Below are 24,963 nucleotides of genomic sequence, written 5' to 3'. Positions count from 1 at the left end.
GCGTATCCCCCCAGGCTTAATTCTAAAAAGCAGGTTTCACTTGGACCTGAGTCCTGCTTTTATCCATAAATTTTACCAATGCAAAAGTATGCAAAGTTTCAGAATAACAGCTTTGATAGCTAGAGGATCTGCTATGTTCCTGCTATTCCAGTTTTTTACACCCTTTTTTGCCTGGTCGCAGCAGACCAGGCCTATTGTAAACTCTACCCTGAATGGGCGGATTTTAGATGCCAAGACACGTAGTCCCCTGCCAGGGACGAGAATCCATATCAAGGGAACTACCCATGAGGTTTCCGCTGATGGCGATGGCCGGTTTAGCTTTGTTACCGGACAGAAGTTTCCTTATACGCTGATTGTTAGTTTTGTAGGTTATGAGAGGAGGGAGGTGATTGCCAATGGCGGTTATATTGATATTGAGTTGAAGGAGCTGAATAATGAACTGAATGATGTGGTAGTGGTGGGTTATGTGACCCAGCAGCGCAAGAATATGATTGGCTCAATTACAAAGTTGGAGCTGACCGATACGAAGGATATTCCGGCGGGAAGTTTTGATGCGCAATTGCAGGGGAAGGTGGCTGGTGTACAGATTTCCTCGAATACGGGTGTTCCCGGTGAGGCGATTAATATCAGATTGCGCGGTGCTACTTCTATCAATGCCGCAAATAGTCCGCTGTATGTGGTGGATGGCGTATTTATTAACGGCAATAGTTTGCAGACGATAGGTACCGGTGGCAAGGCGACTTCACCGATAGCGGATATTAACCCCTCGGATATTGAGTCGGTGGAGGTGTTGAAGGATGCCGATGCGACCGCACTTTATGGTTCGCGTGGCGCCAATGGGGTGATTCTGGTGACGACCAAAAGGGGGAAGTATAACCAGAAGCCCAAGATTAATTTTAATACTTCTTTCGGCTGGGCGAAGGCTGCAGAGCTGTGGGAGCTGACGACGGGACCGGAACATGCGACGCTGGTGAATGAGAACTGGCTGAATACCGGAGGCGCTTTTGCATCACGCCCTTTTCGCCCTGTGGCGGAAGGTGGACGAGGAACACCGGAGGAACAGCAGACGTATGACCGCCTGGACCAGGTGTTCCGTACTGCAGGTTTAGCGAATTATGACCTGTCTTTATCGGGTGGAACGAATGGGACGAAGTATTATATTGCCGGTGGTTACAATGAGCAGGAGTCGATTTTAAGGCCGATTACTTTTTCACGTGCAACGTTTAAGGTGAATGTGGACCAGAAGATTAATGACCAGGTGACGATTGGTGTAAGCAATACTTTCGGCAGGACACACCGTAACCAGGCACGTGCCGGGGATGGCCCCGCAGGAGGATTGCTTCAGGCAGCTTTACATACGCCAACGTATTTGTCGCCATTGAATGACCAGGGTGTGCCGGTGGGCAGGGCAGGGTTTGATAATGTCGATCTGTTGCTGCAATATTATGATGTACATTCTACCAGTCTCCGCTATATCGGGAATTTATATGCCGAGATTAAGCTGTCACCAAGCCTGAGTTTCCGCTCGAGTGTGGGTGTAGATTATAACAATTATGATGAATCTGAATACTGGAATACTTTCCTGATTTCGGGTAGTCCGGCAGGATTGGCTACTTCTACCATTAGCCAGTCGACTTCCCTGATCAATGAGCAGACTTTGACTTACCGCAAGAGTCTGGGTAAACATGCTATTGGTTTGTTGCTCGGTAATACGCTGCAAAGTGATGTGGCTACCTTTACCGGGGCTACAGGCAGGAGTTTTGCCAATAATTCTTTTAAACAGATTTCTTCTGCGTCGACAACAACGGGTACGCAGGGTTGGTCGAAGAATACACTGGCTTCATTTTTCGCTAAGGCAGATTACAATTATGAGGGCAAATACCTGTTTGACGTGATTGTGAGAGCAGATGGGTCTTCCCGTTTCGGGGAGAATAACCGATGGGGATATTTTCCCTCTGTAGGGGCGGCCTGGCGATTGAAGAAGGAAGATTTCCTGAGTGATGTTGGCTTTATCAGTGATTTTAAGATCCGTACCAGCTACGGGATTACGGGTAACCAAAATGGGATAGATGATTTTGCCCGGCTTGGATTATGGAGTGGTGGCAGTTCTTACCAGGATAGTCCGGGTACGGCGCCACTGCAGCTGGCCAATCCGGATTTAAAATGGGAGCGTACGAAGCAGTTTAACATGGGTACAGATATTTCTTTTTTTGCGGATCGCCTGTCGGTCGAATTTAACTATTACCGCAAGTATACCGACAATGGATTGCTGGCTATGGCACTGCCGGGTACGACAGGTTTTAGCACATTTACGAGCAATGCAGTGGAGATTAGTAACAATGGTTTTGAGCTGAACATCAGTTCGGTGAATGTGAAGAATGAGGAGTTTAGCTGGAATACCTCATTTAATGTGGCACAGAATAAAAATAAAGTAGAAAAGCTGGCTACGCCGCTGAGGTATGGCAGCAGGGACCTGATCTTACAGCAACAGGGTACACCGCTGTATTCCTTCTGGGTGTATAATGAGCTATATGTGGATGCGCAGACGGGAAATTCTGTGTATGAGGATGTGAATGGCGATGGGGCGATTACCGTGGCCGACCGGAAGATTATGGGAAGTATCTGGCCTAAGTTTTTCGGGGGACTGACGAATAGTTTTACGTACAAGGGCTTTGATGCGAATGTGTTTTTCTCTTTTTCTTATGGCAATAAGGTGTATAACCATAACCGCTTTTTTGGTGAAGGCGGGGGCGCGAGGGATGCGGCGAGGATCATTTTTGCGAGCAATAATGACAGATGGCAACAGCCTGGCGATGTGACGGATACACCAAGGCCTGATGGTATCAATAATAACAATTACAAGGATGGTGGCAGCAGGTGGCTGGAAGATGGTTCTTTCCTTAGGTTGAAAGCGGTATCGCTGGGTTATTCGGTTCCTAAGCCACTGCTGCGGAGTGTGAGGCTGGAGGGTCTGAGGGTGTTTGTGACGGGGACTAACCTGTTGTTGTTTACAAAATATAAGGGCCTTGATCCGGAATCTAGTGCTTCCAGTGATCAGAATCAGCAGGGGATAGATTTGGGTACGCCACCACAGCCAAGGGCAGTGCAGGTGGGAATTAATCTGACATTATAAAAATTAACAGACATAGAGATGAACGTAAAATATATACTTCCAATACTGCTGATTTTCACAGCGACGTCCTGCAAGAAGTTCCTTGAGGTGGATCCCAGAGATTCTATTTCTGATGAGGCAACGATTATAGACCTTGCCTCGGCAAGGACAGCCATTAATGGTGTTTATAATGGGGCACGGAGCTATTATGATGTGAGTTTTCAGTCTATTGCCTACCTGTCTGGTGGTGATATTCAATGGACAGGATCACAGTCACAGATTCAGGAGTTTATCAACCACAGGGTGAATGCCGAAAATTCTACGCTTTCTACGGTGTGGAAGGGTATTTATGTGAGTATTAACCGGGCGAACCATGTGATTACTAAGGTTCCGGGTGTAACAGATCCATTGCTGACTACAGCGCTAAAGAACCAGTATACTGGGGAGGCCTATTTTATTAGGGCACTGAATTATTTCGACCTGGTACGGGTTTGGGGAGGTGTACCCCTGATTACGACGCCAACTTTATCGGCTTCAGGTAACCGTGGAATTCCAAGAAGTACGGTTGCGGAAACCTATGCGCAGGTATTGAGCGATCTGGAAGCGGCGGAATTGCTGCTGCCGGAGACAACAGACCGCTTCAGGGCTACCCGAAAGACGGTATGGGCACTGAAAGCACGTTTTTACCTGTATCAAAAAAACTGGGCAAAGGCAGAGGAATATGCCTCCAAACTGATTGGAGATAATAATTATGCCTTGCTGAAACCTTTTAACAGTTTCTATTCACCGGATAATGCGAAAGGAACCAGGGAATCTGTATTTGAGTTTTTCCACAGTACAAATGAAACGAATGCACATGGGGTGCAATGGCTTCCGCAGGAAAGGGGAGGGACAAGGCAATGGGCGCCGAACAGCGCACTGGTGGCTTCGCTGAATGATCCGCTGCAGGGCGGGACGAGGAGCACGCTGGTGGCATTGGATAACCAAAGCCGCTGGTATGCGACACTGTATTACCGTAGTCCGGCGACAGACCCTACCTATGTTTTACGCATTGCCGAGCTGTACCTGATTAGGGCAGAAGCACGTGCGGAACAGAATAACCTGACAGGGGCGGCGGAGGACCTGAATAAGGTACGTGACAGGGCAGGATTGGGACTTTCTGCGGCAACGACGGAGGACGGCCTGCTAGCGGCTATTGCAGCAGAGCGTAGATTGGAGTTCCCTTTTGAAGCCCAGCGCTGGTTCGACCTGGTGCGTACCGGAAAGGCTACCACGGTGCTTAATTTTACGGATGAGACGAAGCTGCTGTTGCCTATCCCAGTGTCGGAATTACAGCTTGATGGAGCATTGATTCAAAACCCAGGCTACTAAATGAAGTCGCGCACCTTGTTATTTGCCGGTTTGGCTATGGCATTTGCGACGGGCTTGCTGGCAGGTGGTTTATTCCTTTCGCGATTTTTTGATAAAGAAATGTCTCCGCAGGTTGCCGGTATTACCGGCCCCGGCAGGTTTGGCTTTGGCAGACCGGCAGCTGTAACTCAGGTTGCGGCAATGGATATTGATGTGATGCCGGATGGCCGGGGATTGCCTGCCGGAACAGGAAAAGTGGAGCCAGGGAAGCTGATTTATGAGGCGAAGTGTATCTCCTGCCATGGCAATGGGGAGAAGACAGATTTCCCCCTACCGGGAGGAGCACTTTTTATAGCTCAGCCCACACCTAAAACAAAGACTATAGGCACTTACTGGCCATATGCAACAACGATTTTTGATTATGTGCGCAGGGCAATGCCATATAATGCACCCGGTTCTTTGACGGATCAGGAAGTGTATCATTTGACGGCCTACCTGCTGTATGCGAATCGGATTATTGCTGCCGGTGCTACCCTTGATCAGGCTTCATTGCCTAAGGTGGTGATGCCTGCCAAAAGTAAGTATGTGGATGATGACCGTAAAGGGGGCAAGGAGATTCGCTAAAGAAATCAATTAATTATTTTAAATAATGGAAGAAAAGAAGATGAGCCGCCGCTTATGGCTGGGGGGGGCAGCAACGGCAGCGGTGGTATTGGTACAGACCTCGGTCGGTAAAATGGTGCAGGCAGCGGTACCGGAGTCGGATGTCCTGGCTGATCCGACGAAAGTTATTGGCGCAGGTCCCAGTCCTTCCGGTATTCCTTCTGCGTTTGAGCATCCGGTGCGGATACCGTCTTTGACTTCCTCAAGGACACCACTCCAGGATTTATACGGAACGATCACCCCCTCAGCATTGCATTTTGAGCGTCATCATGGAGGTATTCCTGTGATTGACCCGGCGAAATATGAACTGACGATTCATGGGATGGTGGATAAGCCGCTGACATTTACACTGGCTGAGCTTAAACGCTTTCCTTCGGTTACACGTACCTGCTTTATTGAGTGTTCCGGGAACTTCAGGACGGGAAATGAACACATGACACCCCAGGAGATTTGCGGACTAACGAGCCAGAGTGAATGGACAGGGGTGATGCTGTCCACGATATTCAGGGAGGTTGGTGTGAAAAATGCTGCTTCCTGGTTTTTAGCGGAAGGAGGAGATGCGGCGGTGATGACCAGAAGTATTCCGGTAAGTAAGGGCTGGGAGGATGCAATGATTGTATACGCACAGAATGGAGAGGCTATTCGTCCGGAACAGGGTTATCCCGCACGACTTTTACTCCCTGGCTGGGAAGGCAATACCTGTATCAAGTGGATCAGGAGGATTGAACTTTCTGATGCGCCGTTTATGACCCGCGAGGAAACATCGAAGTATACGGAAAATATAAAAGACGGAAAGATAAGGCAGTTCAGTTTTGTGATGGATGCACGCTCGATTATTACCTTTCCTGCCTACCCGGTACAGCTGGAAAAAGGATGGGTGGAGATCAGGGGAATTGCCTGGAGTGGCCGCGGTAAAATTACAGCTGTGGAGGTAAGTGTGAATGGAGGGCGCAACTGGGCACCGGCAACCTTGCTGGGGCCGGTATTGGATAAGGCACATACTGCTTTCCGTTATTTATGGGCATGGCAGGGTGCAGAAACGGAGATCATGAGTCGCGCTATTGACGAGACGGGATACGTGCAGCCGGCCTACCAGGATTTAGTGGAGGCCAGGGGGAGTAAAGGAGGATATCATTTTAATCCGATTGCGGTGTGGAATGTGCAAAGGAGTGGTAAGGTGATTTACGGGGGAAAATAAGTTATTTTTCTAACTGTGCTCGTATTTTACTACTGGTTATTCAAAGTGTGGTAATTTATTTGAACACCTGCACCAAAGTTCAGCAAATGCAGAAATATATCTGTAAGGCCATGTACCCATAATTAATCAAATTTGATGGATTGCTATTGCCTGTTGCTGGATAGCAGTCGGGTGGATGGAGGATAAATGTCCCATAATATGTACGTTGGTGTATAAATGTGGCTTTAAAACCACATTGTGGCTGGGCTATTCCAAATACCTGTTTAAGGGTATAGGTATTTGTCTCAGCCCGTTGTATATTGAATTCCAATTTAAGGTTTTGTGATATTCTGGTAGTGGATAGCCGGGGTAGCCTTTAAAAATGGAATGACTAAAACGATTAATTTTATGCAATTACATTATGGACAGATTGTTGAAAAGGTGATTAGAAGAAATGGTTATTCGATCACTGAACTTGCAAGGGCTACCCAGGTAAACAGACGCTCGGTGTATAACTGGTTTAATCAGCCACACCTTAAACCCGATATTATTTATAGAATTGGTAACGGCATTAAGTATGATTTTTCTGCTGAGTTCCCGCATTTATTTGGTCCCCAACATTTCAGCAGGAGTATGAATACGATCACAACGAGCAGCAGTGCTGATGCAGAAAAGATACTGGAAGCTGAAATGTGGAAAGGCAAGTATGTGAACCTTCTGGAGCAGTACAATTCCTTACTGCTGAGCAGGCTGGGCAAGACAACTCCGTAATATTTTACTATTTGCTGGTAATCACTGTAGAGATGTGATCTGTGTCATTTTTGTTTCCTCTTTTTATGTGGTTATTCGACCTATAAATTTTTGAATAATCATAAAAAGATGACAACAGTTAAATATGCAGAGGATGATATAGTTCCTTTGGTGCTAAATGTGTTGAGTTTTATCATTAAGTTTTCAGTAGGACAGATGTTACTGGTTACTTTTGAAGAGGAATATGCAGATCTGCAGGGTTTGGTGAAAGCGGATAGTGTAGATGCCGAGAGCGTTAGGTTGTTGATACAAAGTGATGATGATGCCGTAAAAATGTCATTGACTTTAGTTGACGAGATGCTGTTATGCATGGAAGGCCTGGCTGCTATGCACCAGTTGAATATTGAAGAGGTAGTGAATGACAAGAGGTTGATTGAGCTGGCGGAACCTATCTTTTGGTCTACTGCCTGTTACATTGATGATGCCGAAGGATACAATAAAAGTGTGAACAATATGTATGTGTATTTTGGCTCTGTTTCTATGTTTATGCCGCTGTTCTGCAACTTGCTTAAGGATGGAAAGCTGAAAATTGAGGATTGTAAACATACCTCAGCTGTGTATTGTATGCCAGACGATATACATCCCGGGCACACTCAATTTTTTGCGCTAATGAAACATTTGGAAAGGTCAGTTGTCGCGTATCTGAGAAATATGGAAAGTTTTTTAATGGATCTTTATTTCCTGAACGCGAAATAAGTGTTCCAGGATGGTGTTCCGCTGAATGAGTTGCTTTTAACAGGTGTTTCGCTTTTTTTCTGTTAGGGCACCGCCTCCTGTTTATCTGCTCAATGACAAGGGAATATCATCTAATCATCTTTTAAGCTAAAGCATAAGATAATTTTTCAGTATAGTTTATAATGATAGTTTTTGTTTGAGTAATAGGGCTGCCGATTTCTACAAATTATAAAAACCCTCACTTAAATTACACTCTTTCTGTTTAAATCGGCCTTAAACCACTATTTGAGGTTGTTATCAAAGGGTATATCTTATAATTTTGCCAGATGGAGGAACTCGTTTATGTACTGCTATCTGGCACAGGATTCTGTTTTTTTCTATTTGGTTTAGTTCTCCTTTTTAAACCTTCTGCATTTGTCTTCAGAAGGCGCGTGCTGGGGGCTATTTTTATTATTCTTGCCTGGTATGTATGTATCGCCTTGCTGATGTTATCGGGTACCGTAATGAAATATGCTTACATGTTCCGGGCAGGGGTTCCTTTCTTCTATTTCATTCCACCGCTTATATATATCTATGTAAGGTCTATCTATAAGGAGCAAAAACAATTTCAGAAATATGACTGGCTCCACTTTATCCCGGCAGTACTCAGCTTCATTGATATCTTTCCTTATCTTTTCTTAACTGATATTGCCGTAAAACGCGCCGATTTAATTATCTGCAATGCTAATCCTTCCATGGTATTGGTATTGGGCAGAGGGTTTATTGCTCCTATATTTCATTATGTCTTTAGGGGATTAATGGGGATGGTATATATCATGTTTACCTGGAAAGTGATTTTTAAAGGAAAGAAAAATATGCGTACTGAAGATAAGGATGCGAAAATTTTCACCAGCATGTTTACATTTTTGTATGTCGGGAATGTGTTGAATTTAAAAGCGCTGGTGATTAATAAAAGCTGGGCTGCTTTTTATGATTTGCATTCCTTTTATAACCTTTCCATTTTTCTGATGCTGATCGGGCTGATGGTGATGTGTATGTTTATTTTTACCAGCCCCACTATTTTATATGAAGCCATCGCTGCCATCACACGCCCGGCAACGGCTCCCCAGCTAAAGTACCATTCTACAAAATTAGCTGAAGGGAAACCGGAGGCTCCGAATGAAGCTTCCATGGAAGAGCCAACGCTGCCTAAGTCCAGAAATGAACAGAAACAGGATTTGTCGCCCGATTTCCTTGCAGAATTTATACCAAGGCTGGAAGACCTGATGAAGCATAGTGCGGTCTTCAAACAACAGGGAATAACAATAAATGAAGTTGCCCTGAAGTTGAACGTTACCCCACATGTCTTATCGGCAGTCTTGAATAACCACTATAACCAAAGGTTTACTGATTTTATCAATCAATACAGGATTTCTTATGTCATTGAATTGATCAAATCTGACCATACTTCCAGGCAATATACGATAGAAGGCCTGGCTAAAACTGCGGGTTTTTCTTCCCGTACTCCTTTTTATACCGCCTTTAAAAAAATTACGGGCATGACTCCATCTGAATACCTGAACCAGCTGTCTTCTTAACTCCCTGTAAAGCCTTTATTTACTCCTTTTAGTTGTCCTGTCTTCTAAAAACAGTACAAACAACCGTTTGAACGCGGTTTTTACATGCCTACATTTGTGGAACAGGTAATTATTGGATGTTTTATACTTTTAATCGTATTTATGCCGCTATCAGTTTTTAGTTCCGTTACTCACGAGGAAATCCCTATGTACAAGTGCCCCAAATGTGGTACTTCTACAGATTATAGGATTCCCAGAGGTATACTCATTAAAACAATTTTGCCTTTTATTAGCGTGAAAAGATACTGGTGCCCGAAATGTTTCAACCGTTTCTACGTGAAGGTATCTTAGTCCGTTACTATGTTATTTCTTTTTTTTAAGGTGTGTAAAACGGATCTCCCTAACCAGAGATCCGTTGCTTTTTTAAGGGATCCAAAAAAAAGGCAGGTCTTGCGACCCGCCTCAGTAACCTGTTATTTTATGGTTTACTTTCAGGCGCTTTATCGATCAGTTCCATAAACTGATCCAGTTTAGGGGTGATGATAATCTGTGTGCGTCTGTTTTTAACTTTACCTGCTTCGCTGTCATTGCTGGCAATTGGATTGTATTCCCCGCGTCCTCCTGCAGTTAACCGTTTAGGGTCTACTCCATAATTGGCCTGTAAGGATTGGACAACTGATGAGGCCCTGAGTGCACTCAAATCCCAGTTGTTGCGGATGTTGGCTTTTGAAATCGGTACATTGTCCGTATTACCCTCAATGAGTACGTCGTAGTCTTTGTAATCTTTTATGATCTTGGCAATTTTATCAAGCGTTTGTCCCGCCTGGTCAGAGATTTCATAACTTCCGGATTTGTAAAGCATGTTATCTGACAGGGAGATGTAAACCACACCTTTTAATACCTGGACATCTACATCCTTCAATTCTTCACGGCTTAGGGAACGGGTAAGGTTGTTCGTTAAGACCACATTCAGGGAATCACTTTTATTTTTGGTATTGACAAGGTATTGGATGTATTTATTGGAAGCATTGATCTCATCGACGAGTTTGGATATGTTCACATTTCCCTGGCCGCTTGTGGTTAGACATTTGTCAAGGGCAGCCTGCAAGGCTGTAACATTAGATCGCTCTGAAGCCAATTGCTCTTCGAGGCCTTTGACCCTGGAATTCGCAGAAGAGAGGTCACGCTGGCTTTCCTGGTATTGTTTTCTCAGGTCGCTGGTTTTTGTTTGCAGATCAGCATAACTGGTTTGCAATGCCCCATACTTCTTTGTACTTACACAACCTTGAGATAACAACACAATTGAGAATAGGGCTACTGGGATTATTGTTAATTTCATAATTATTTTTTTAATGAATAATTGGATTTATGCTTAAGGTAGATAGCTGTCCTTTGCATAGATCGTGCCATTACAAAAAAAAGCCTTTTTTATTCGGATAATGTGTAAAATGCCTGTTGTTACTGTAATTACTGTCCTCTTACTTCGTCGTATAGGTCAATCAGTTTGGACCGGAGCTGGTTGACCTGCTCATCTTTTTCGGCAAGTTTGTTTTTCAGTAATTCAACTTCTTCCCTGTCAGAAAGACCCGTTGATGCGATAATCTCCTCTTCGGGTGCTAGGATATCACTTGGGTTGACCTTAAAAATAGCCGCCAGTTGCCTGAGCCTTTTGATATTGATGTCTGTGGCGCCCATTTCAATCTTGGAATACGCTGGGATACTGATATTCAACTTCTCAGCGATTTCCCTTTGTTTCCAGTTGCTTGACTGCCGTAGTTTCTTGATGGTGTGTCCAATTTTTTGCATTTCTTTTATATGGTGTTTGTGTATTTATGTTAACGTGTTTATTTAAAATGTGGTATAATTTACTTCTTATTTATTTGTGTGCCTTTTTGTTGGGTGTAATTTATTTGTTATGTTAATAATTGCTATTATTTGATAATGAACGATTTTGATTTAAATAATGATCCTGATCAGTTTTTATTTATCGAATATTACAGGTTTTGTTAAATGACAGGTAGATGAGAAATAAGGAATAAGGGTTTAAAGCAATATCACCAAATGATTAGTACATATAGATGAAAATTTTTGAAGTTTATGGTGATTTATGATTTCTTGTTCAACAATTTGTGTGTTTAAGGCTCCCAGTTCAGTTATTTATTTTAGATTAGCATCACCTGATTAACCATTACCAACTTATGAAGAACAATTCATCCCTGACCGACCATGACCTTATTCAGAGGTTAAAGGCTGGAGATGAGTCTGCCTTTAAGGTAGTATTTGACCTGTGGTTTAAGAAATTGTACCATTTTAGCTTCAGATACCTTAAAAACAGGGAGTATGCGGAAGAAGTGGTGCAGGAAACCATGCTGCAGTTATGGCTTACACGCGGGAAGCTGGATGAAAGTTATCCGATTTCTCCTTATCTGTTTACCATTACCCGCAGGCTTTCTTTAAATAGTTTAAGGCAGATTGCTACCTCGAAGTCGGCCTCGGAACGACATTTTGCTGACCTTAAGGATGCTGTAAATACAACAGAAGAGGCTGTATCCCTTGCTGAACTGAAAAGAATTACAGAGGAAGCCCTTGTGCTGATGCCCAAACAACAACAACAGGTATACAGGATGAGCAGGAATGAAGGACTTTCCCTTGATGAAATTGCCGATGTTTTGGGGATTTTGAAGAATACCGTGAAAAAACATTTGTCGGAAGCGCTAAAAGCCATAAGAAAGCATTTTACTGTTCGTTATTATCTGTTTTTTCTTGTTTTGTTTTCTTTTTGGAAGAGATAATAGTCTAAAGTGCTGTTTTTGATTCTTTTGTTTTCCTTTTTTATTTAAAAAAATCATTGTTTTCTGGTGTGATTAAGCTGTATTAAACAGTCTGATGAAATATTTGTTTATTTTTTTTATAAAAAAATCATTTTCTACTACTTCTTTCTTCTTTGTGGCGTGTATTACTATTAAACCGGCAACCAGAAAATGTTGCTGATGGAAGATGATGGATAAAGAAAGATTAAAAGATTTGTTGTTTAGCTACCTGAATGATACACTGGATCAGGAGGAGTACGATGAATTATTGCGCTATATAAATGATGATACCTATACTGAGGTCCTTTATGAATCCATGGATCAGGAATGGCAGAGGCTAAAGATAAAGTCGCTCCTGACTGCTGCTGACCAGGAACTGGTGTACCATAAGGTACTGGCCGACCCAAGATTTGCTGCCCCGCACCTGAACCGCAGTGTGAAGAAATTCAGCTGGTTCAACAGACGGACCATCAGCGCGGCGGCAGCAATAATTGCCATTGTTGCTTTGGGTGTGTATGTCTCAAAAATTTATCCTGGTTGGGAGGGAAATCATTATGCCAATGATGTTACCCCTGGGACAAGCAAAGCGATACTCACCCTGGCCGATGGAAGAAAGATTACTTTGGATGCAAGCAAAAAGGGAAAACTGGCTGAACAGTCGGGCATCAGTATATCCAAGACAGCAGAAGGGAGATTGGTGTACACGGTTTCGGATTCTCCCTCGGATAATAAAGATGATATAAAGACATACAATACTTTGGAAACGCCGAAAGGCGGAGAGTACCAGGTTAATCTTCCTGATGGAACGAAGGTATGGCTCAATGCAGCCTCTACCCTGAAATACCCCACCAGTTTTGCTGCTGCAAGGGAACGCCGGGTGATTTTAGAAGGAGAGGCTTATTTTGAAGTCGCCCATGATCAACATTCCCCTTTCCTGGTCGTGACAGGTAAACAGGTGTTGAAGGTATTGGGTACACATTTTAATGTGAATGCTTATGGCAATGAACCTGATACCAAAACTACTTTACTTGAAGGATCTGTAGGTATAAAACAACTGCAGGGAGAGAAGGACTTGGTTTTGAAACCCGGACAGCAGGCGCAGGTAGGAAAAGAGGTTGAAGTGGTTGATGTGGATACAGAAACTGCAGTGGCCTGGAAGAATGGAGATTTCGTTTTAAAGGATGAAGACTTTAAGACCACCATGCGAAAGATAGCAAGATGGTATGATGTGGAGGTGGTATATGATGAGTCGGCACCAGATGACCTGGAACTGGGAGGATGGGTATCGCGTAAGAAAAATATTTCAGCAGTGCTGAAGGTCATGGAATCAACAGGAAAAGTTCACTTTAAAGTACAGGGAAGGAGGATCGCCGTGATTAAATAATTCTACCTAATCATCTTTGCGGTAATGCCTCTTTAACAAAGAAGCCAGAAGTGCGCTAACACCTCCGGCAGATTTGTTTGGCCATTGCCTGAATAAAATTGCATTCTTATCAACTAGAACAACCAAACTTAACAAATGTATAAAATTTATACTAAACCATTCGGGGTGCCGAACAGGCACGTCCATAAATTCTTGCTTATTATGCGGTTAACCACACTACTGCTCGTAGCTACCATCATGCAGGTGAGTGCCTCTGGCTTCGCACAGCGCATATCGTTGTCGGAAAAGAGTGTGCCACTTGAAAAGGTATTTAAGGAAATCCGCCGCCAAAGCGGGTATGATTTTGTGTTCGACCGCAAGCTGTTATTAAAAGCAAAACCTGTAAATGTGAACCTTAAGAATGCCACGCTGGAAGATGCGCTGAATTCCTGCTTCGCTAATCAGCCTTTTATCTATTCATTGGATGAGAAGACGGTTATTGTAAAGGAAAAAGAAACGGGCATTATTGAGAAGATCAAAAGATTCTTTACGACGATTACGGTTTCCGGTACGGTGATCGATGAAAATGGGAAGATTTTACCGGGGATTACGGTAGCGATCAAAGGTATTTCAGGAAATACGGTGACGAATAACCTTGGCCATTTTATGCTGGCAGATGTGGATGAAGATGCCGTACTTATTTTCAGTGCCGTAGGAAGAGAAAAAGTGGAGATCAAGGTAGAGGGCAGGACGAGTATTACCGTTACCGTTAAGACCAAAGCAAGTGACCTTCAGGAGGTAACCGTAAGTACAGGTTACCAGATATTGAAGAAAAGCAATATGGTAGGGGCTACTTCTTCGGTGAAGATGTCTGAATTGTATAATAACGGGATCAGCTCTATTGAGCAGATGCTGCAGGGTAAACTTACAGGGGTGAATATTACCAATACCAGCGGTATGGTGGGTACACGCCAGACGGTGAGGGTGCGTGGTACATCTACACTTTCTGGTTCTGCGGAGCCGATTTGGGTGGTAGATGGGATTATTCAGGAAGACCCACTTCCTTTTAAAGCGCAGGAGCTAAATACCCTCGGTGGAATTACACCCGATAACACTGATTTTATCAGGAATTTTGTCGGTAATTCCATCGCTTGGTTAAATCCGAATGATATTGAGGATATCACGGTCTTAAAAGATGCTGCTGCGACTGCTATTTATGGGATTAGGGCTGCCAATGGGGTGATCGTCATTAACACAAAGAGAGGTAAAACCGGGCCTGTTTCCATCAACTACTCCACTTCAATGAGTACCAATGAACGAGTGACATATGATAAACTCAACCTGATGAATTCAAAAGAGAGGGTGTCTTTATCAAGAGAGATTTATAACCGCGGATTGGTTTCGAATAATGTAAAAAATAATATTGGTTACGCTGGTGCGCTAAATGATTATTTATATAATAAAACAATTAATGGCGAAGAGTTTAATACGCGTGTCAGTGCATTGGAAACTGTCAACATGGATTGGTTTGATATCTTGTTTAGAACACCACTGAGTATGAACCATAATCTAAGTGTTTCTGGTGGGAGTAATAATACATCTTACTATTCATCTTTCGGTTATAACAATACAAAAGGAACTGCCATAGGTAATGATAGTAAAGGATTTACAGGAAATATGAGCGTGACTTCCCAGGTTACAAAGAAGTTTAACTTATCTGCCAGACTATCTGCCTCTCAGAAAACTACTGATGGTTTCTACAAGAATGACCCTTATAATTATTCCTCGAAAATTAACAGGGCGCTTGGTGCTTATAATGCTGATGGTTCTCTTTTTTATTACCCAACTGGTCTGTCGAATTTAAAATATAATATTCTTAATGAATTGGCTAATACAGGGAATTCTAATAAAGTACTTTCTGCTAATGCCGCAATTGATGCCAATTATGAAATTATAGAAGGGCTGAAATTACAGAGTTTATTTAGCTATAATGCCACAGCAACTGTAGGAGAGAGTTATGCAACTGAGCAGACTGAATATGTCGCACGAGAGTACCGATACTATGACTATGGTTTATATAAGTCGACCGACGCAGCCTATAAGGCAAGTAAAATGCCTATTGGTGGGGAATATAATTTGGATCAGAACAATAGCAATACATGGAGTTGGCGTAATAGTATTTCTTATAGTAAAGTGTTTAACCAGAAACATGTAATGGCTTTAATGTTCGGTCAGGAAATGAACAGTACGAGATACACTGGTTATACAAATACCACACTTGGTTATTTAAGAGACAGGGGGAAGTCTTTTGCAACATTGCCGCTGACTACATTGAGCTATGGGTACACCAATGTGAATGATTTTACAACTAAGTTCGTCCCTAAAATTACGGATACACGGACGAATACTACAGGTTTGTATTTTACTTCCAGTTATACATTCGATAACCGCTATGTGGCTAATTTGAGTGTACGTAATGATCGTTCCAACCGTTTTGGACAGTTCACCAATGAGAATTTTAATCCTGTTTACGCTGGTGGTCTAAGATGGAATATGGCCAATGAGAAATGGTTCCAGTCCTCATACTGGTTGTCTAATTTAAGTCTTAGTGGCTCTTTTGGCTACCAGAGAAATATATCTACCAGCATTAGTCCGGATTTGATTATTAAAACCCCCGGTGCTGGTTCAACCAATACCAATGTAGTTGTGGATCAGAATACTGGGGAAACATTGCTAACCATCAGCTCCCTGCCTTATGGCGATTTACGCTGGGAGCAAAATAGCAGCTTAAACTTGGCATTGGATTTCAGTTTGTTTAACAGTAAGGTTCAGGGTGCATTTTCTTATTATTCGAAAAAAGGTAAAGACCTGATTACTTCACTCAATGTGCCACGTGAGTACGGTGTAACTTCAATGCTTGTAAACGGTGGTTCGATGAACAATTCTGGCTATGAGATCTCAGCAAATTTTGTTCCGGTGAGAACCAGGAATTTTAACTGGTCTGTAAGTATAAATACATCAAAAAACACCAATAAAATCATAGAGACAGGCGCGCAACTCGCCACCTGGAGAACGGCTGTGGGAGGTGCATTGAATAAAGCAGGTGACCCTGTTTCTGGTTTTTATGCATTTAAGTTTGATGGTGTTGATGCAGCTACCGGTTATCCTAAAATTGATTTAAGTGTTAATGAGGGTAAAAATCCGGCTACGGATCCTACTGCTTATCTTCAATATATGGGTAAACTGGATCCGGATTTTACTTCGGGTCTGGGTATGAATTTTAGATATAAGATGTTATCGCTTAATAGCAGTTTCTATCTGCAAGTGGGTGGTAAAAAATTCCTTACACCACTATATGATGCTACCCAGAATTTACCGACGGAGTATGAGAATACATCCAGAAATTTACTGGATAGGTGGACACCAACAAATACGACATCGTCTGTGCCTGGTTTGCCAGATAATACTATTCCATATCTTGTTTTACCAGGAGGAAACGCTAACAATACAATAACACGCTACGAAGCATATAATAACAGTACAGATCGTGTGGTGAGTGCTTCCAGCCTGCGCTGTCAGAATATCAATGTGGCTTATTCGTTGAGTAATGATATCACCAGGAAATTAAGATGTAAAAGTATCAGCATTGGTGCCGGGGTAAGCAATCCATTCTGGATCAATAGCAAAGACTTTGAAGGACTTGATCCTGAGGTTGCAACAGGCGGACAACCAAGAACCAGGGCCTATTCACTTAATTTAAATATCAGCCTTTAATTCTATAAGATTATGAATGTAAAAAGATTCACTATATACTGCCTCATACTGTTATGCACAGTTTTTGGCTCCTGCAAAAAATTTCTTGCAGAATACAGTCAGGATGAAATAAGGCCTACAACCACAGCAGATCTGTCAGCATTGATGTACAGTGATGCATATCCCTATAATGTGCCTTTTGACACCTTCGATATGTTGACGGACGATGTTCTCTGCAATGGTGCAGCTAAGGGATATCAGGATGTGCCTGTCGGAACTTATGTAACTGCGTTACAAGATGGGATGGCCATGTTTAAGTTTGATCCGATGATGTTTGAAGCACAGTCCATTATTCCTACAGGAGCGGATGTATATTCCAGTTATTATAATAAAATCAAGGGTTGTAATGTGGTGATAGATTATCTGGATAAAGTATCTGGAACGGAAACTGAGAAAAATGCAATATTAGGTCAATGTTTGTTCTTAAGGGCTTTTTACTACCTGAAACTGGTAACTACGTATGGATTACCTTATAGCGGCGATGGCGTAAATCCTGAAACTAATTTGGGTGTGCCATTGGTCATTTCGAGTCAGGTTAAGGATGGTGGATTAAAAAGAAATACGCTCAAAGAGGTTTATGATCAGATTGAGGTTGATCTTTTAAAATCTACCGATTTGCTGAACGCTAATTTCGAACCACCAAGTTCATTTAGAGTCGGTGCACCGACTGCTAATGCATTACTTTCGCGCTTTTATTTATACAGAGGATTGAATTCGGATTGGGATAAGTCTATAGATTATGCCAATCGTGTTCTTGCAATCAGATCCTCTTTAACCCAGATGAGTACTTTTTTTTCCACCGGAAATTTCGTTAGTCAGGGTATTTATCTTTCTACGAGTCCGGAAGTATTGTGGGGGTATGGTAGTTCTACGACGATCAATTCTAAACCTTATTTTCCTGATAATATGGGGTATTATCCACCTTATGCAGTATCAACTTCTCTTTCTTCTTTATATGACAGGGGAAATGGTACGGGCTCCACATATGAGGGTGATTTGCGTTACAGATCATATTTTATTACTTATTTCAATGGCAATGAATTTTTATACAAAGCTAATAAAGCACCCCAGAATGCTAGTTATGGTGGAAAGGGGCTTCGTGTAGCAGAAGTTTACCTGAATAGGGCAGAAGCATATGTGAAACGTTTTGTTCAAAGTGGTAATCTGGCAGATCGTACTGCTGCTTTGGCTGATCTCAATCAATTGAGAAGGAGCCGTTTTGATACACGTAATGTTGCTTATGCTCCGGTAGAGATTACTGATGGTAATGAATTGTTTAAGTTTTGCCAGGACGAACGCAGAAGAGAGCTTTGTCTGGAAGACGGACACCGTTGGGTAGATATTAAAAGATGGGGTTTATCCGTTACGCATAATTTTATAGGTACGGATGATTCTTCTACGCAACATATACTTCCAGCGAATAGTCCGCTGTATGCATTACCAATACCTTATTTTGCTTTTCTGAGTAATCCTGATCTGGTTCAAAACCCGAAATAATAATTCGTTTTACCGCTTTCGTTAGCCTAACCTAAAGAATAATAACGATGAACTATAAATATATATTAAGCATGATAGCGACCTGCGCTCTGCTTATTTTAAATTCCTGTAAAAAGGACGAGGAGACGCTAACTCCTTCTGGAATAACCGATGGTTATGTTTTGCCGCAAGGAAACAATGATTTCGACAATACTATTGTAGATTATTACAAAAAGTATAATACCTATTTATTGTACAAGTTTGATCGCAAAGACATATACTGGACGCCAATAGGCTACACTATACCTACTCTAAGTAATGGTTACTGGTCTCCGGGGCATGAAGTGCTTATGGCTGAGGAAGCTTATATTCCTGCACAGCTGGCACTGCTTAAAACCAGCTTATTTGATTTATATTCGGAAAAATTCCTGAAAAAGTTTCTGCCTTCTAAAATTTTGCTTTGCAGTAAGATCGACTCTATTGCTATGGGCTTTAATGAAAATTTCCAGTATGTAAAAATACAGCGGAATGTTGGGGCCTATACTTATTACAACAGTATATGTGTGAATTATGGGAATGTTAATGTGACTACAATGACTGCTGCGGATAGGACTGCCTTTACAAAAAAGGTGAATACAATGTTGGTTGAAAGTATCATGTTACGTAGTTTAACAACGCCGACGAACGATTTTAACAATTCTGCAGATTATGCCACTTCAATGACTACTTATGCACAGTCTTATGGCAGGGGTATTATTGCTGGTTACTCAGGTGTTACTTCACTGACGGATTGGGGTTTATATATTAAAGCTATGGTAACCTTATCGGAAACACAACTGAATAAGGATGTGGAGATGCCAGAATCATGGATTTATCCAGCACCTGCACCAGTGGGTATTCTAAATCCAAAAATAGACGTCAATGGACAGATCCAAAAACGCTACACTATTGTAAGAAACTATTTTATCAGCGAATATGGAATTGACTTGCAGACGATTGGGAATGCTGCTAATCCTTCAAATTAAATAATATCCTGATTCAATACTTGTAACAAACACACACGCTCACACTTATGAATCCTTCATGCGCTTGCTCCTGTTTTTTAGGGAGCAGGCACATGATATGCCTTTACATTAATAACCTAATATCGAAAAATGAACTATTGTAGCAAACTATTGCTAGGCCTGTTGTTGCTGGTTTCGACTGGTTTACACCTTCAGGCACAGACAGAAAATGAACTCCCCCAAATTACTAAGTACATTAAGCCGGGAGCCAAACAGTACAAAGGGATGTTTAACATCTATGTACAGGATGACAAATATCTGATAGAGATACCTGACCAACTACTGGGCAGGGAAATCCTGACCAGCGTGACTATTATCAGCGGATCTGCACAGCGTAAACGTAATCCTGCAATGCGCTTCGGTTTTGCCGGGGATGCCGTAAATGACAGGGTAATCCGCTTTAAAAAAGGGATCAACGGAAAGATGAACCTGATTGCGCCTGAATTTATACAGGCTACAGATACCCTGAGTATGTACTTTAACTCCCTCAAAGCGGAACTTGTACCCAGTTTGCTGGCATTTGACATTATTGCTACCGGAAATTCAAGTTCACTAATTGATATCACCAGTTTATTTGCGGGTGACAGTGATTTGTTTTCTTTAAAGGGAGCCGCTACAGAACTAAAGCTGGGTTCTTTTGAACCTGCCAAATCGAAGATCCTGGGCGTAAGCAGTTTTGAGAATAACGTTGTATTCCGCTCTATAAAAAGTTATGCTGAAGGAGCGCCACCACAAATGGAAGCTGCAGCACCCGGAGAAGCGCCGGCTAAAGCACCGGAGAATAACCCTACGATGTGGGAGGTTGGATCTTCCTGGTTTTTATTGCCGGAGGTGCCTATGGCACAACGTTATGCAGATAAAAGATTGGGTTATTTCCTGACTGGTTTAAGAAATTATGACAAGAATCCTGAAAGAAACGAATATTTAGCGGTAGCCAATAGGTGGCGTCTGGAGCCTAAACCTGAGGATATGCAGAAATTCAGGAATGGTGAACTGGTAGAACCGGCAAAACCTATTGTATTTTATATTGACCGCAATACCCCGGATTATTTGATTCCTTATATGATTGAAGGAGTGAACGCATGGCGCAAGAGCTTTGAGAAGATAGGCTTTAAGAATGCCATAACGGGTAAACTTGCCCCTACAGCAGCAGAAGACCCGGATTACAGCATGGAAGATGCAAGGTATTCTTATATCTCTTATAAACCTTCGGAGATGGCCAATGCTTATGGACCACAGATTGTGGATCCGCGGTCGGGTGAGATTTTGACTTCGCATATTGCCGTGTTCCATAATATTCTGGAACTGCTGCAGCGCTGGTATTTTTCTATGTGTGCGGCTACCGACCCGGGGGCACGTAAAATTCCGATGAGTAAAGACCTGATGGGTTCAATGCTGAAGAATGTGATTACCCATGAGGTGGGACATACGCTGGGTTTGAGACATAATTTTGCGGGTAGCTCTTCCTATGCAGTAGACAGTATCCGTAATAAGGATTTTGTACGTAAAAATAGCTTCGGTCCCTCGGTGATGGATTACATGCGGTTTAATTATGCGGCACAGCCGGAAGATAAGATGACGCCTTCAGATTTGTTGCCGGTAATTGGTGTGTATGACGATTATGCGATTGAATGGGGGTATAAATATATGCCAGAGAAAGATTCAAAAGCTGCTGCGGAATACCTGACTGCTTGGGTTTCTGAGAAAAGAAAAGACCCGCGGTTTTTCTATTTTGAGGAAGGCGATTTCTATGATCCAAGGGTACAGAGTGAAGATATTGGTGATAACAATATGAAGGCAAATGCATGGGGCGTAGAAAACCTGAAAAAGATTATGGCAAGCCTTCACGAGTGGAACATGGGCGAAGATGATGATTATACCACCTTAAGGTCGATGTACCGTGCCGTAGAAGGTAGATATTACCAATATCTGCAGCATGTTGTAAAAAATATTGGCGGGGTATATAGTGACAATGCGTTGCGTTCGGAAAACAAGAGCAATTATATTCCCGTGAGTCGCGCACAACAAAAAGAGGCGATGGCGTATTTGACGGAGTTTATGTTTACAGAGCCGAAATGGTTATATCCTGCAGATATCATGACGAAAACCAGGTTCAATTTTGATACGGATGTGGAGTCAACTTACAGTGACCTTTTGGGTAGGCTGATGTCTAAATATTCGCAGATGGCCAACATAGAGAATGTGATGGGTAAAAGCGATTATCCTGCAACTGAATTTCTTACAGATTTACAGCAGATCATTTATAAGGACATTGAAAATGGTAAACCGATATCACGCTATAACAGGATGCTGCAGCGGTCATTGATCAACAGTATACTCATCCATGTGGACAATCCTGGAAACTTCAGCAATAACATAGGTTTTACCATGACTAATCTGATGTTGCTCATCCAGAAACAAGCCAGGGCCGGACTAGCGAAACAGACGGACTTCCTTTCTAAAAGCCACCTTACTTCCATTGTAAATATGCTTGAGGTATGGAATACAGGGAAGAATAATGCCTACTTAACGAAATAATTAAGGGTATGAAAAATTCAAAAAGCATCCCCTATTTTACTGAACCAATACTATTAAACATAAAAATGAAGTACATTCTATCCATCCTGTTCATTGCCTCTTTAAGCACTCCATTTGCTGAGGTGCAGGCACAGGTAAAGACAAAAGTAAAAACAAAAGGAAAGACAGCGGTAGCGGTAGCTGCACCGACAGGAGAAAAACCTGCGGATGAGCTGGTGTCTTTTGAAAAGTTCTTTAAGAAAACCATGAAGGTTATCCCGGGTGAGTTTCCTGTTTACCAGGATGGCTCAAAATATTTCCTGGAAATTTCTGCATCGGTATTGAATAGTGATGTATTGGTTCTTGGCGATATTGTACGTGGATATGCCAATAATATTGCACAGTCTTCCGGGGTGATCCGTTTCAGTAAGGGCACAGGCAATAACCTGAACGTGACCAAAGAAGTATATAAAGAGGCGGTGTCGGCCGACTATAACCAGGGATTTGAAGGACTGGTACAAAAGTCGAACCTGGTTCCTGTAAGTTTTGTGATGCCTGTAGAGGCTGCAGGAAAAGTAAAGGGAAGTTATATCATAGATATCACCCGGCAATTGATGGAGGGCGGTGAATTGCTCTCTTTCAAAGATATCAGTGACTTAAACAGTTCCGATGCTGCGCGTTCGGGTGTGCAGGAGGTTAAGGCATCACAGGATGGAGTGGTTTTTACGGTGTTGCGCACAGAGACACGGCCAGGAAACAGTATGAATGGCAGTAAGGCGGTGGATAAAGCAGTGGCCTTTGTGCTCAACATGGTGATCCAGCGTTTGCCGGCATCCCAGATGAAAGTGAGGGAAGCCGATGTGAGGATAGGTTTTGGAACTGTCAATTATAATGATTTCGGAAAGAATCCATATGGGGTAAGAAATGTGAAGGTGATTACAAAATGGAATATTGGAGTGAAAGCTGCCGACTGGAAAAAATATGTTGCTGGTGAGCTGGTGGAGCCGCTGAAACCACTAAAGGTTTATATTGATCCACTAACTCCGGCACTCTTTGTCCCTGCTATTAAAAAAGCTGTAGCGCAATGGAATACTGCTTTTCAGTCAGCAGGATTTAAACATGCATTGGTGGTGGTGACAGCGGGAAATGACAACTGGTTGTCCTCTGGTAAGATCCTGATTAAATGGGGGAATGCGGTTAATGGCGTTCAAACCAATGTCGTAACAGATCCGCGTACGGGGGAAATTCTGGCAGCGAAGATGAATATAGGAGACAATGTAGTGAATGATTTACTTCCTTCCTATTTTGCGAAATGTGGTTTCAAGGATCCGCGTATCATGAAAGACTTGTATGATCCTGAGGTAAGGGCTGAAATTATGGAATGGAAGGTTGCACAGCATTTAGGTGAGTTATTAGGTATGGAGCCTAACCTTCACGGCAGTGCCGCTTATACGACGAAACAGCTGAGGTCTGCTGCATGGTTAAAGGAGCATAGCTTTTCCTCCTCGGTGACTGATGTGACAGAGTTTAATTATGTTGTACAACCGGAGGATAAGGTAGAGGTGGCAGACTTAATGCCTCGTGTTTCCAGCTATGATAAAATGGCGATTGGCTGGGCTTACCGTATTTTTGCAGACCGTAGTGCAGAGAAAAATGCATTGGCCTTTCTTAAGCCTTCAAATGCGGAATTACTTTACCTGGAAGAGGACAAAAGTAACCCTTTTACACGTAAGGGGGATTTGTCAGCTGACCTGTTGGAGGCATCGGAACTGGGAATGAAAAATGTTAAGCTTTTTTATCTTCAGACAGAAGAGCGGACGGCTGCCATGAATGATAAAGATGAGGATTGGTCGAATTTCAAATTGCTCTCGAATGCTTTTCAGAAAACTTACCAGCTGTATACCGATAACGTAGTGAGTTATATTGGGGGAATGTCTGTACGTCCGGTACTTAAAAATTACAATGATGTGCCTGTCGTATTTACCTCTAAGAAAGATCAGCAGAAAGCAATGTCATTGTTGAATGAATGGTTTTTTAACGGAGCACCTTCATGGATGCAGAGCAAAAAAATGAATCTGTTAAATAGCGAATCGGAGTCGATGAAAATGGGCAGGAGTACACAGGATGCCCTGCGGAAATTTCTTAGCCGTGAGGTCCTGAATAACCTGATTAAGGCAGAATATGCTTTGGGTAAAGATGCGTATACGGTGAGCGACCTGTTTAATGACTTTGACCGTTACCTGTTCAAGGATTTCAATACGACAGATAAGGTTGATGCTTACAGATTGCTGATGCAGACGAATTTTGTGTACGATCTGGCCGATGCCGTGGCAAAAAATAATATTACGGGCGGATTGAACGATTCGAGTGAAGTTCTTCACTTGTATTTCATCAGGACACTGGACCACCTGGCTGTGCTGGGAGAAAAACATGAAGATGTCTCTGCACGTGAGCGTTATAAAATGATAAGAATGAAAATTGAACGCGATCTGAGCCAGAAGCAAAATTAAATTTTAAAGGGTTAGTCCTTCACTGTGATTAACCCTTTAACTGAAATTTAATGTGGTAGAGGTGATT

The 24,963-nt window shown here is 42.6% G+C and carries 16 protein-coding genes; 14 read left to right on the top strand and 2 right to left on the bottom strand.

Going from position 1 to position 24,963, the window contains the following annotated elements; genetic code table 11:
• Positions 1–133 precede the first annotated feature (133 nt).
• The 7 genes from ACSBL2_RS24495 to ACSBL2_RS24465 all read left to right on the top strand — a co-directional run bounded on the left by ACSBL2_RS24495 (position 134) and on the right by ACSBL2_RS24465 (position 9,364).
• Positions 134–3,133: a SusC/RagA family TonB-linked outer membrane protein gene (locus ACSBL2_RS24495; protein ID WP_442589181.1), complete on the top strand. Its 3,000-nt coding sequence runs from the start codon at positions 134–136 to the stop codon at positions 3,131–3,133.
• An 18-nt stretch (positions 3,134–3,151) separates the two neighbouring features.
• Complete coding sequence (locus tag ACSBL2_RS24490; RefSeq protein WP_442589180.1) at positions 3,152–4,483, top strand: RagB/SusD family nutrient uptake outer membrane protein; 1,332 nt, start codon at positions 3,152–3,154, stop codon at positions 4,481–4,483.
• Positions 4,484–5,086: a c-type cytochrome gene (locus ACSBL2_RS24485; protein ID WP_442589179.1), complete on the top strand. Its 603-nt coding sequence runs from the start codon at positions 4,484–4,486 to the stop codon at positions 5,084–5,086.
• 25 nt (positions 5,087–5,111) lie between these two features.
• Positions 5,112–6,323, top strand: coding sequence for a sulfite dehydrogenase (gene soxC, locus ACSBL2_RS24480; protein WP_442589178.1), 1,212 nt, complete (start codon positions 5,112–5,114; stop codon positions 6,321–6,323).
• A gap of 387 nt (positions 6,324–6,710) precedes the next feature.
• Positions 6,711–7,073: a hypothetical protein gene (locus tag ACSBL2_RS24475; RefSeq protein ID WP_442589177.1), complete on the top strand. Its 363-nt coding sequence runs from the start codon at positions 6,711–6,713 to the stop codon at positions 7,071–7,073.
• A gap of 108 nt (positions 7,074–7,181) precedes the next feature.
• On the top strand, positions 7,182–7,808 hold the full coding sequence (locus ACSBL2_RS24470) for a hypothetical protein (RefSeq protein WP_442589176.1): 627 nt from the start codon (positions 7,182–7,184) through the stop codon (positions 7,806–7,808).
• 305 nt (positions 7,809–8,113) lie between these two features.
• Entirely contained in the window at positions 8,114–9,364 is a 1,251-nt protein-coding gene (locus tag ACSBL2_RS24465; RefSeq protein WP_442589175.1) for a helix-turn-helix domain-containing protein, read from the top strand.
• Positions 9,365–9,821: 457 nt separating this feature from the next.
• Here ACSBL2_RS24465 and ACSBL2_RS24460 read toward each other — a convergent pair whose 3' ends face one another.
• Complete coding sequence (locus ACSBL2_RS24460) at positions 9,822–10,682, bottom strand: OmpA family protein (protein ID WP_442589174.1); 861 nt, start codon at positions 10,680–10,682, stop codon at positions 9,822–9,824.
• Positions 10,683–10,810: 128 nt separating this feature from the next.
• Complete coding sequence (locus tag ACSBL2_RS24455) at positions 10,811–11,149, bottom strand: helix-turn-helix domain-containing protein (protein ID WP_442589173.1); 339 nt, start codon at positions 11,147–11,149, stop codon at positions 10,811–10,813.
• A 392-nt stretch (positions 11,150–11,541) separates the two neighbouring features.
• On the opposite strand from ACSBL2_RS24455, the gene ACSBL2_RS24450 reads away from it, so the two are divergent.
• From ACSBL2_RS24450 to ACSBL2_RS24420, 7 genes are all read left to right on the top strand, one after another.
• Positions 11,542–12,135: an RNA polymerase sigma factor gene (locus ACSBL2_RS24450; RefSeq protein WP_442589172.1), complete on the top strand. Its 594-nt coding sequence runs from the start codon at positions 11,542–11,544 to the stop codon at positions 12,133–12,135.
• Positions 12,136–12,340: 205 nt separating this feature from the next.
• A complete protein-coding gene (locus ACSBL2_RS24445) occupies positions 12,341–13,537 on the top strand; it encodes a FecR family protein (protein ID WP_442589171.1) in 1,197 nt (398 codons plus the stop codon).
• Positions 13,538–13,672: 135 nt separating this feature from the next.
• Complete coding sequence (locus ACSBL2_RS24440; protein ID WP_442589170.1) at positions 13,673–17,290, top strand: SusC/RagA family TonB-linked outer membrane protein; 3,618 nt, start codon at positions 13,673–13,675, stop codon at positions 17,288–17,290.
• A gap of 12 nt (positions 17,291–17,302) precedes the next feature.
• Positions 17,303–18,826, top strand: a complete 1,524-nt coding sequence (locus ACSBL2_RS24435) for a RagB/SusD family nutrient uptake outer membrane protein (protein WP_442589169.1) — start codon at positions 17,303–17,305, stop codon at positions 18,824–18,826.
• Between the two features lie 47 nt (positions 18,827–18,873).
• Positions 18,874–19,830 (top strand): hypothetical protein, encoded by a 957-nt coding sequence (locus tag ACSBL2_RS24430; RefSeq protein ID WP_442589168.1) that lies wholly within the window; start codon positions 18,874–18,876, stop codon positions 19,828–19,830.
• Positions 19,831–19,959: 129 nt separating this feature from the next.
• Positions 19,960–22,407, top strand: a complete 2,448-nt coding sequence (locus tag ACSBL2_RS24425) for a zinc-dependent metalloprotease (RefSeq protein WP_442589167.1) — start codon at positions 19,960–19,962, stop codon at positions 22,405–22,407.
• A 65-nt stretch (positions 22,408–22,472) separates the two neighbouring features.
• Positions 22,473–24,896 carry a zinc-dependent metalloprotease gene (locus ACSBL2_RS24420; RefSeq protein ID WP_442589166.1) on the top strand — a complete coding sequence of 808 codons (2,424 nt, stop codon included), beginning with the start codon at positions 22,473–22,475 and terminating at the stop codon, positions 24,894–24,896.
• The last annotated feature ends 67 nt before the right edge of the window (positions 24,897–24,963 follow it).

The sequence above is a fragment of the Pedobacter sp. AW31-3R genome, from assembly GCF_052180285.1.
In the GTDB taxonomy this organism is placed as follows: Bacteria; Bacteroidota; Bacteroidia; order Sphingobacteriales; family Sphingobacteriaceae; genus Pedobacter.
The sequence above is the reverse complement of the archived record's forward strand: the minus strand, read 5'-3'. Positions and strand labels throughout refer to the sequence as shown.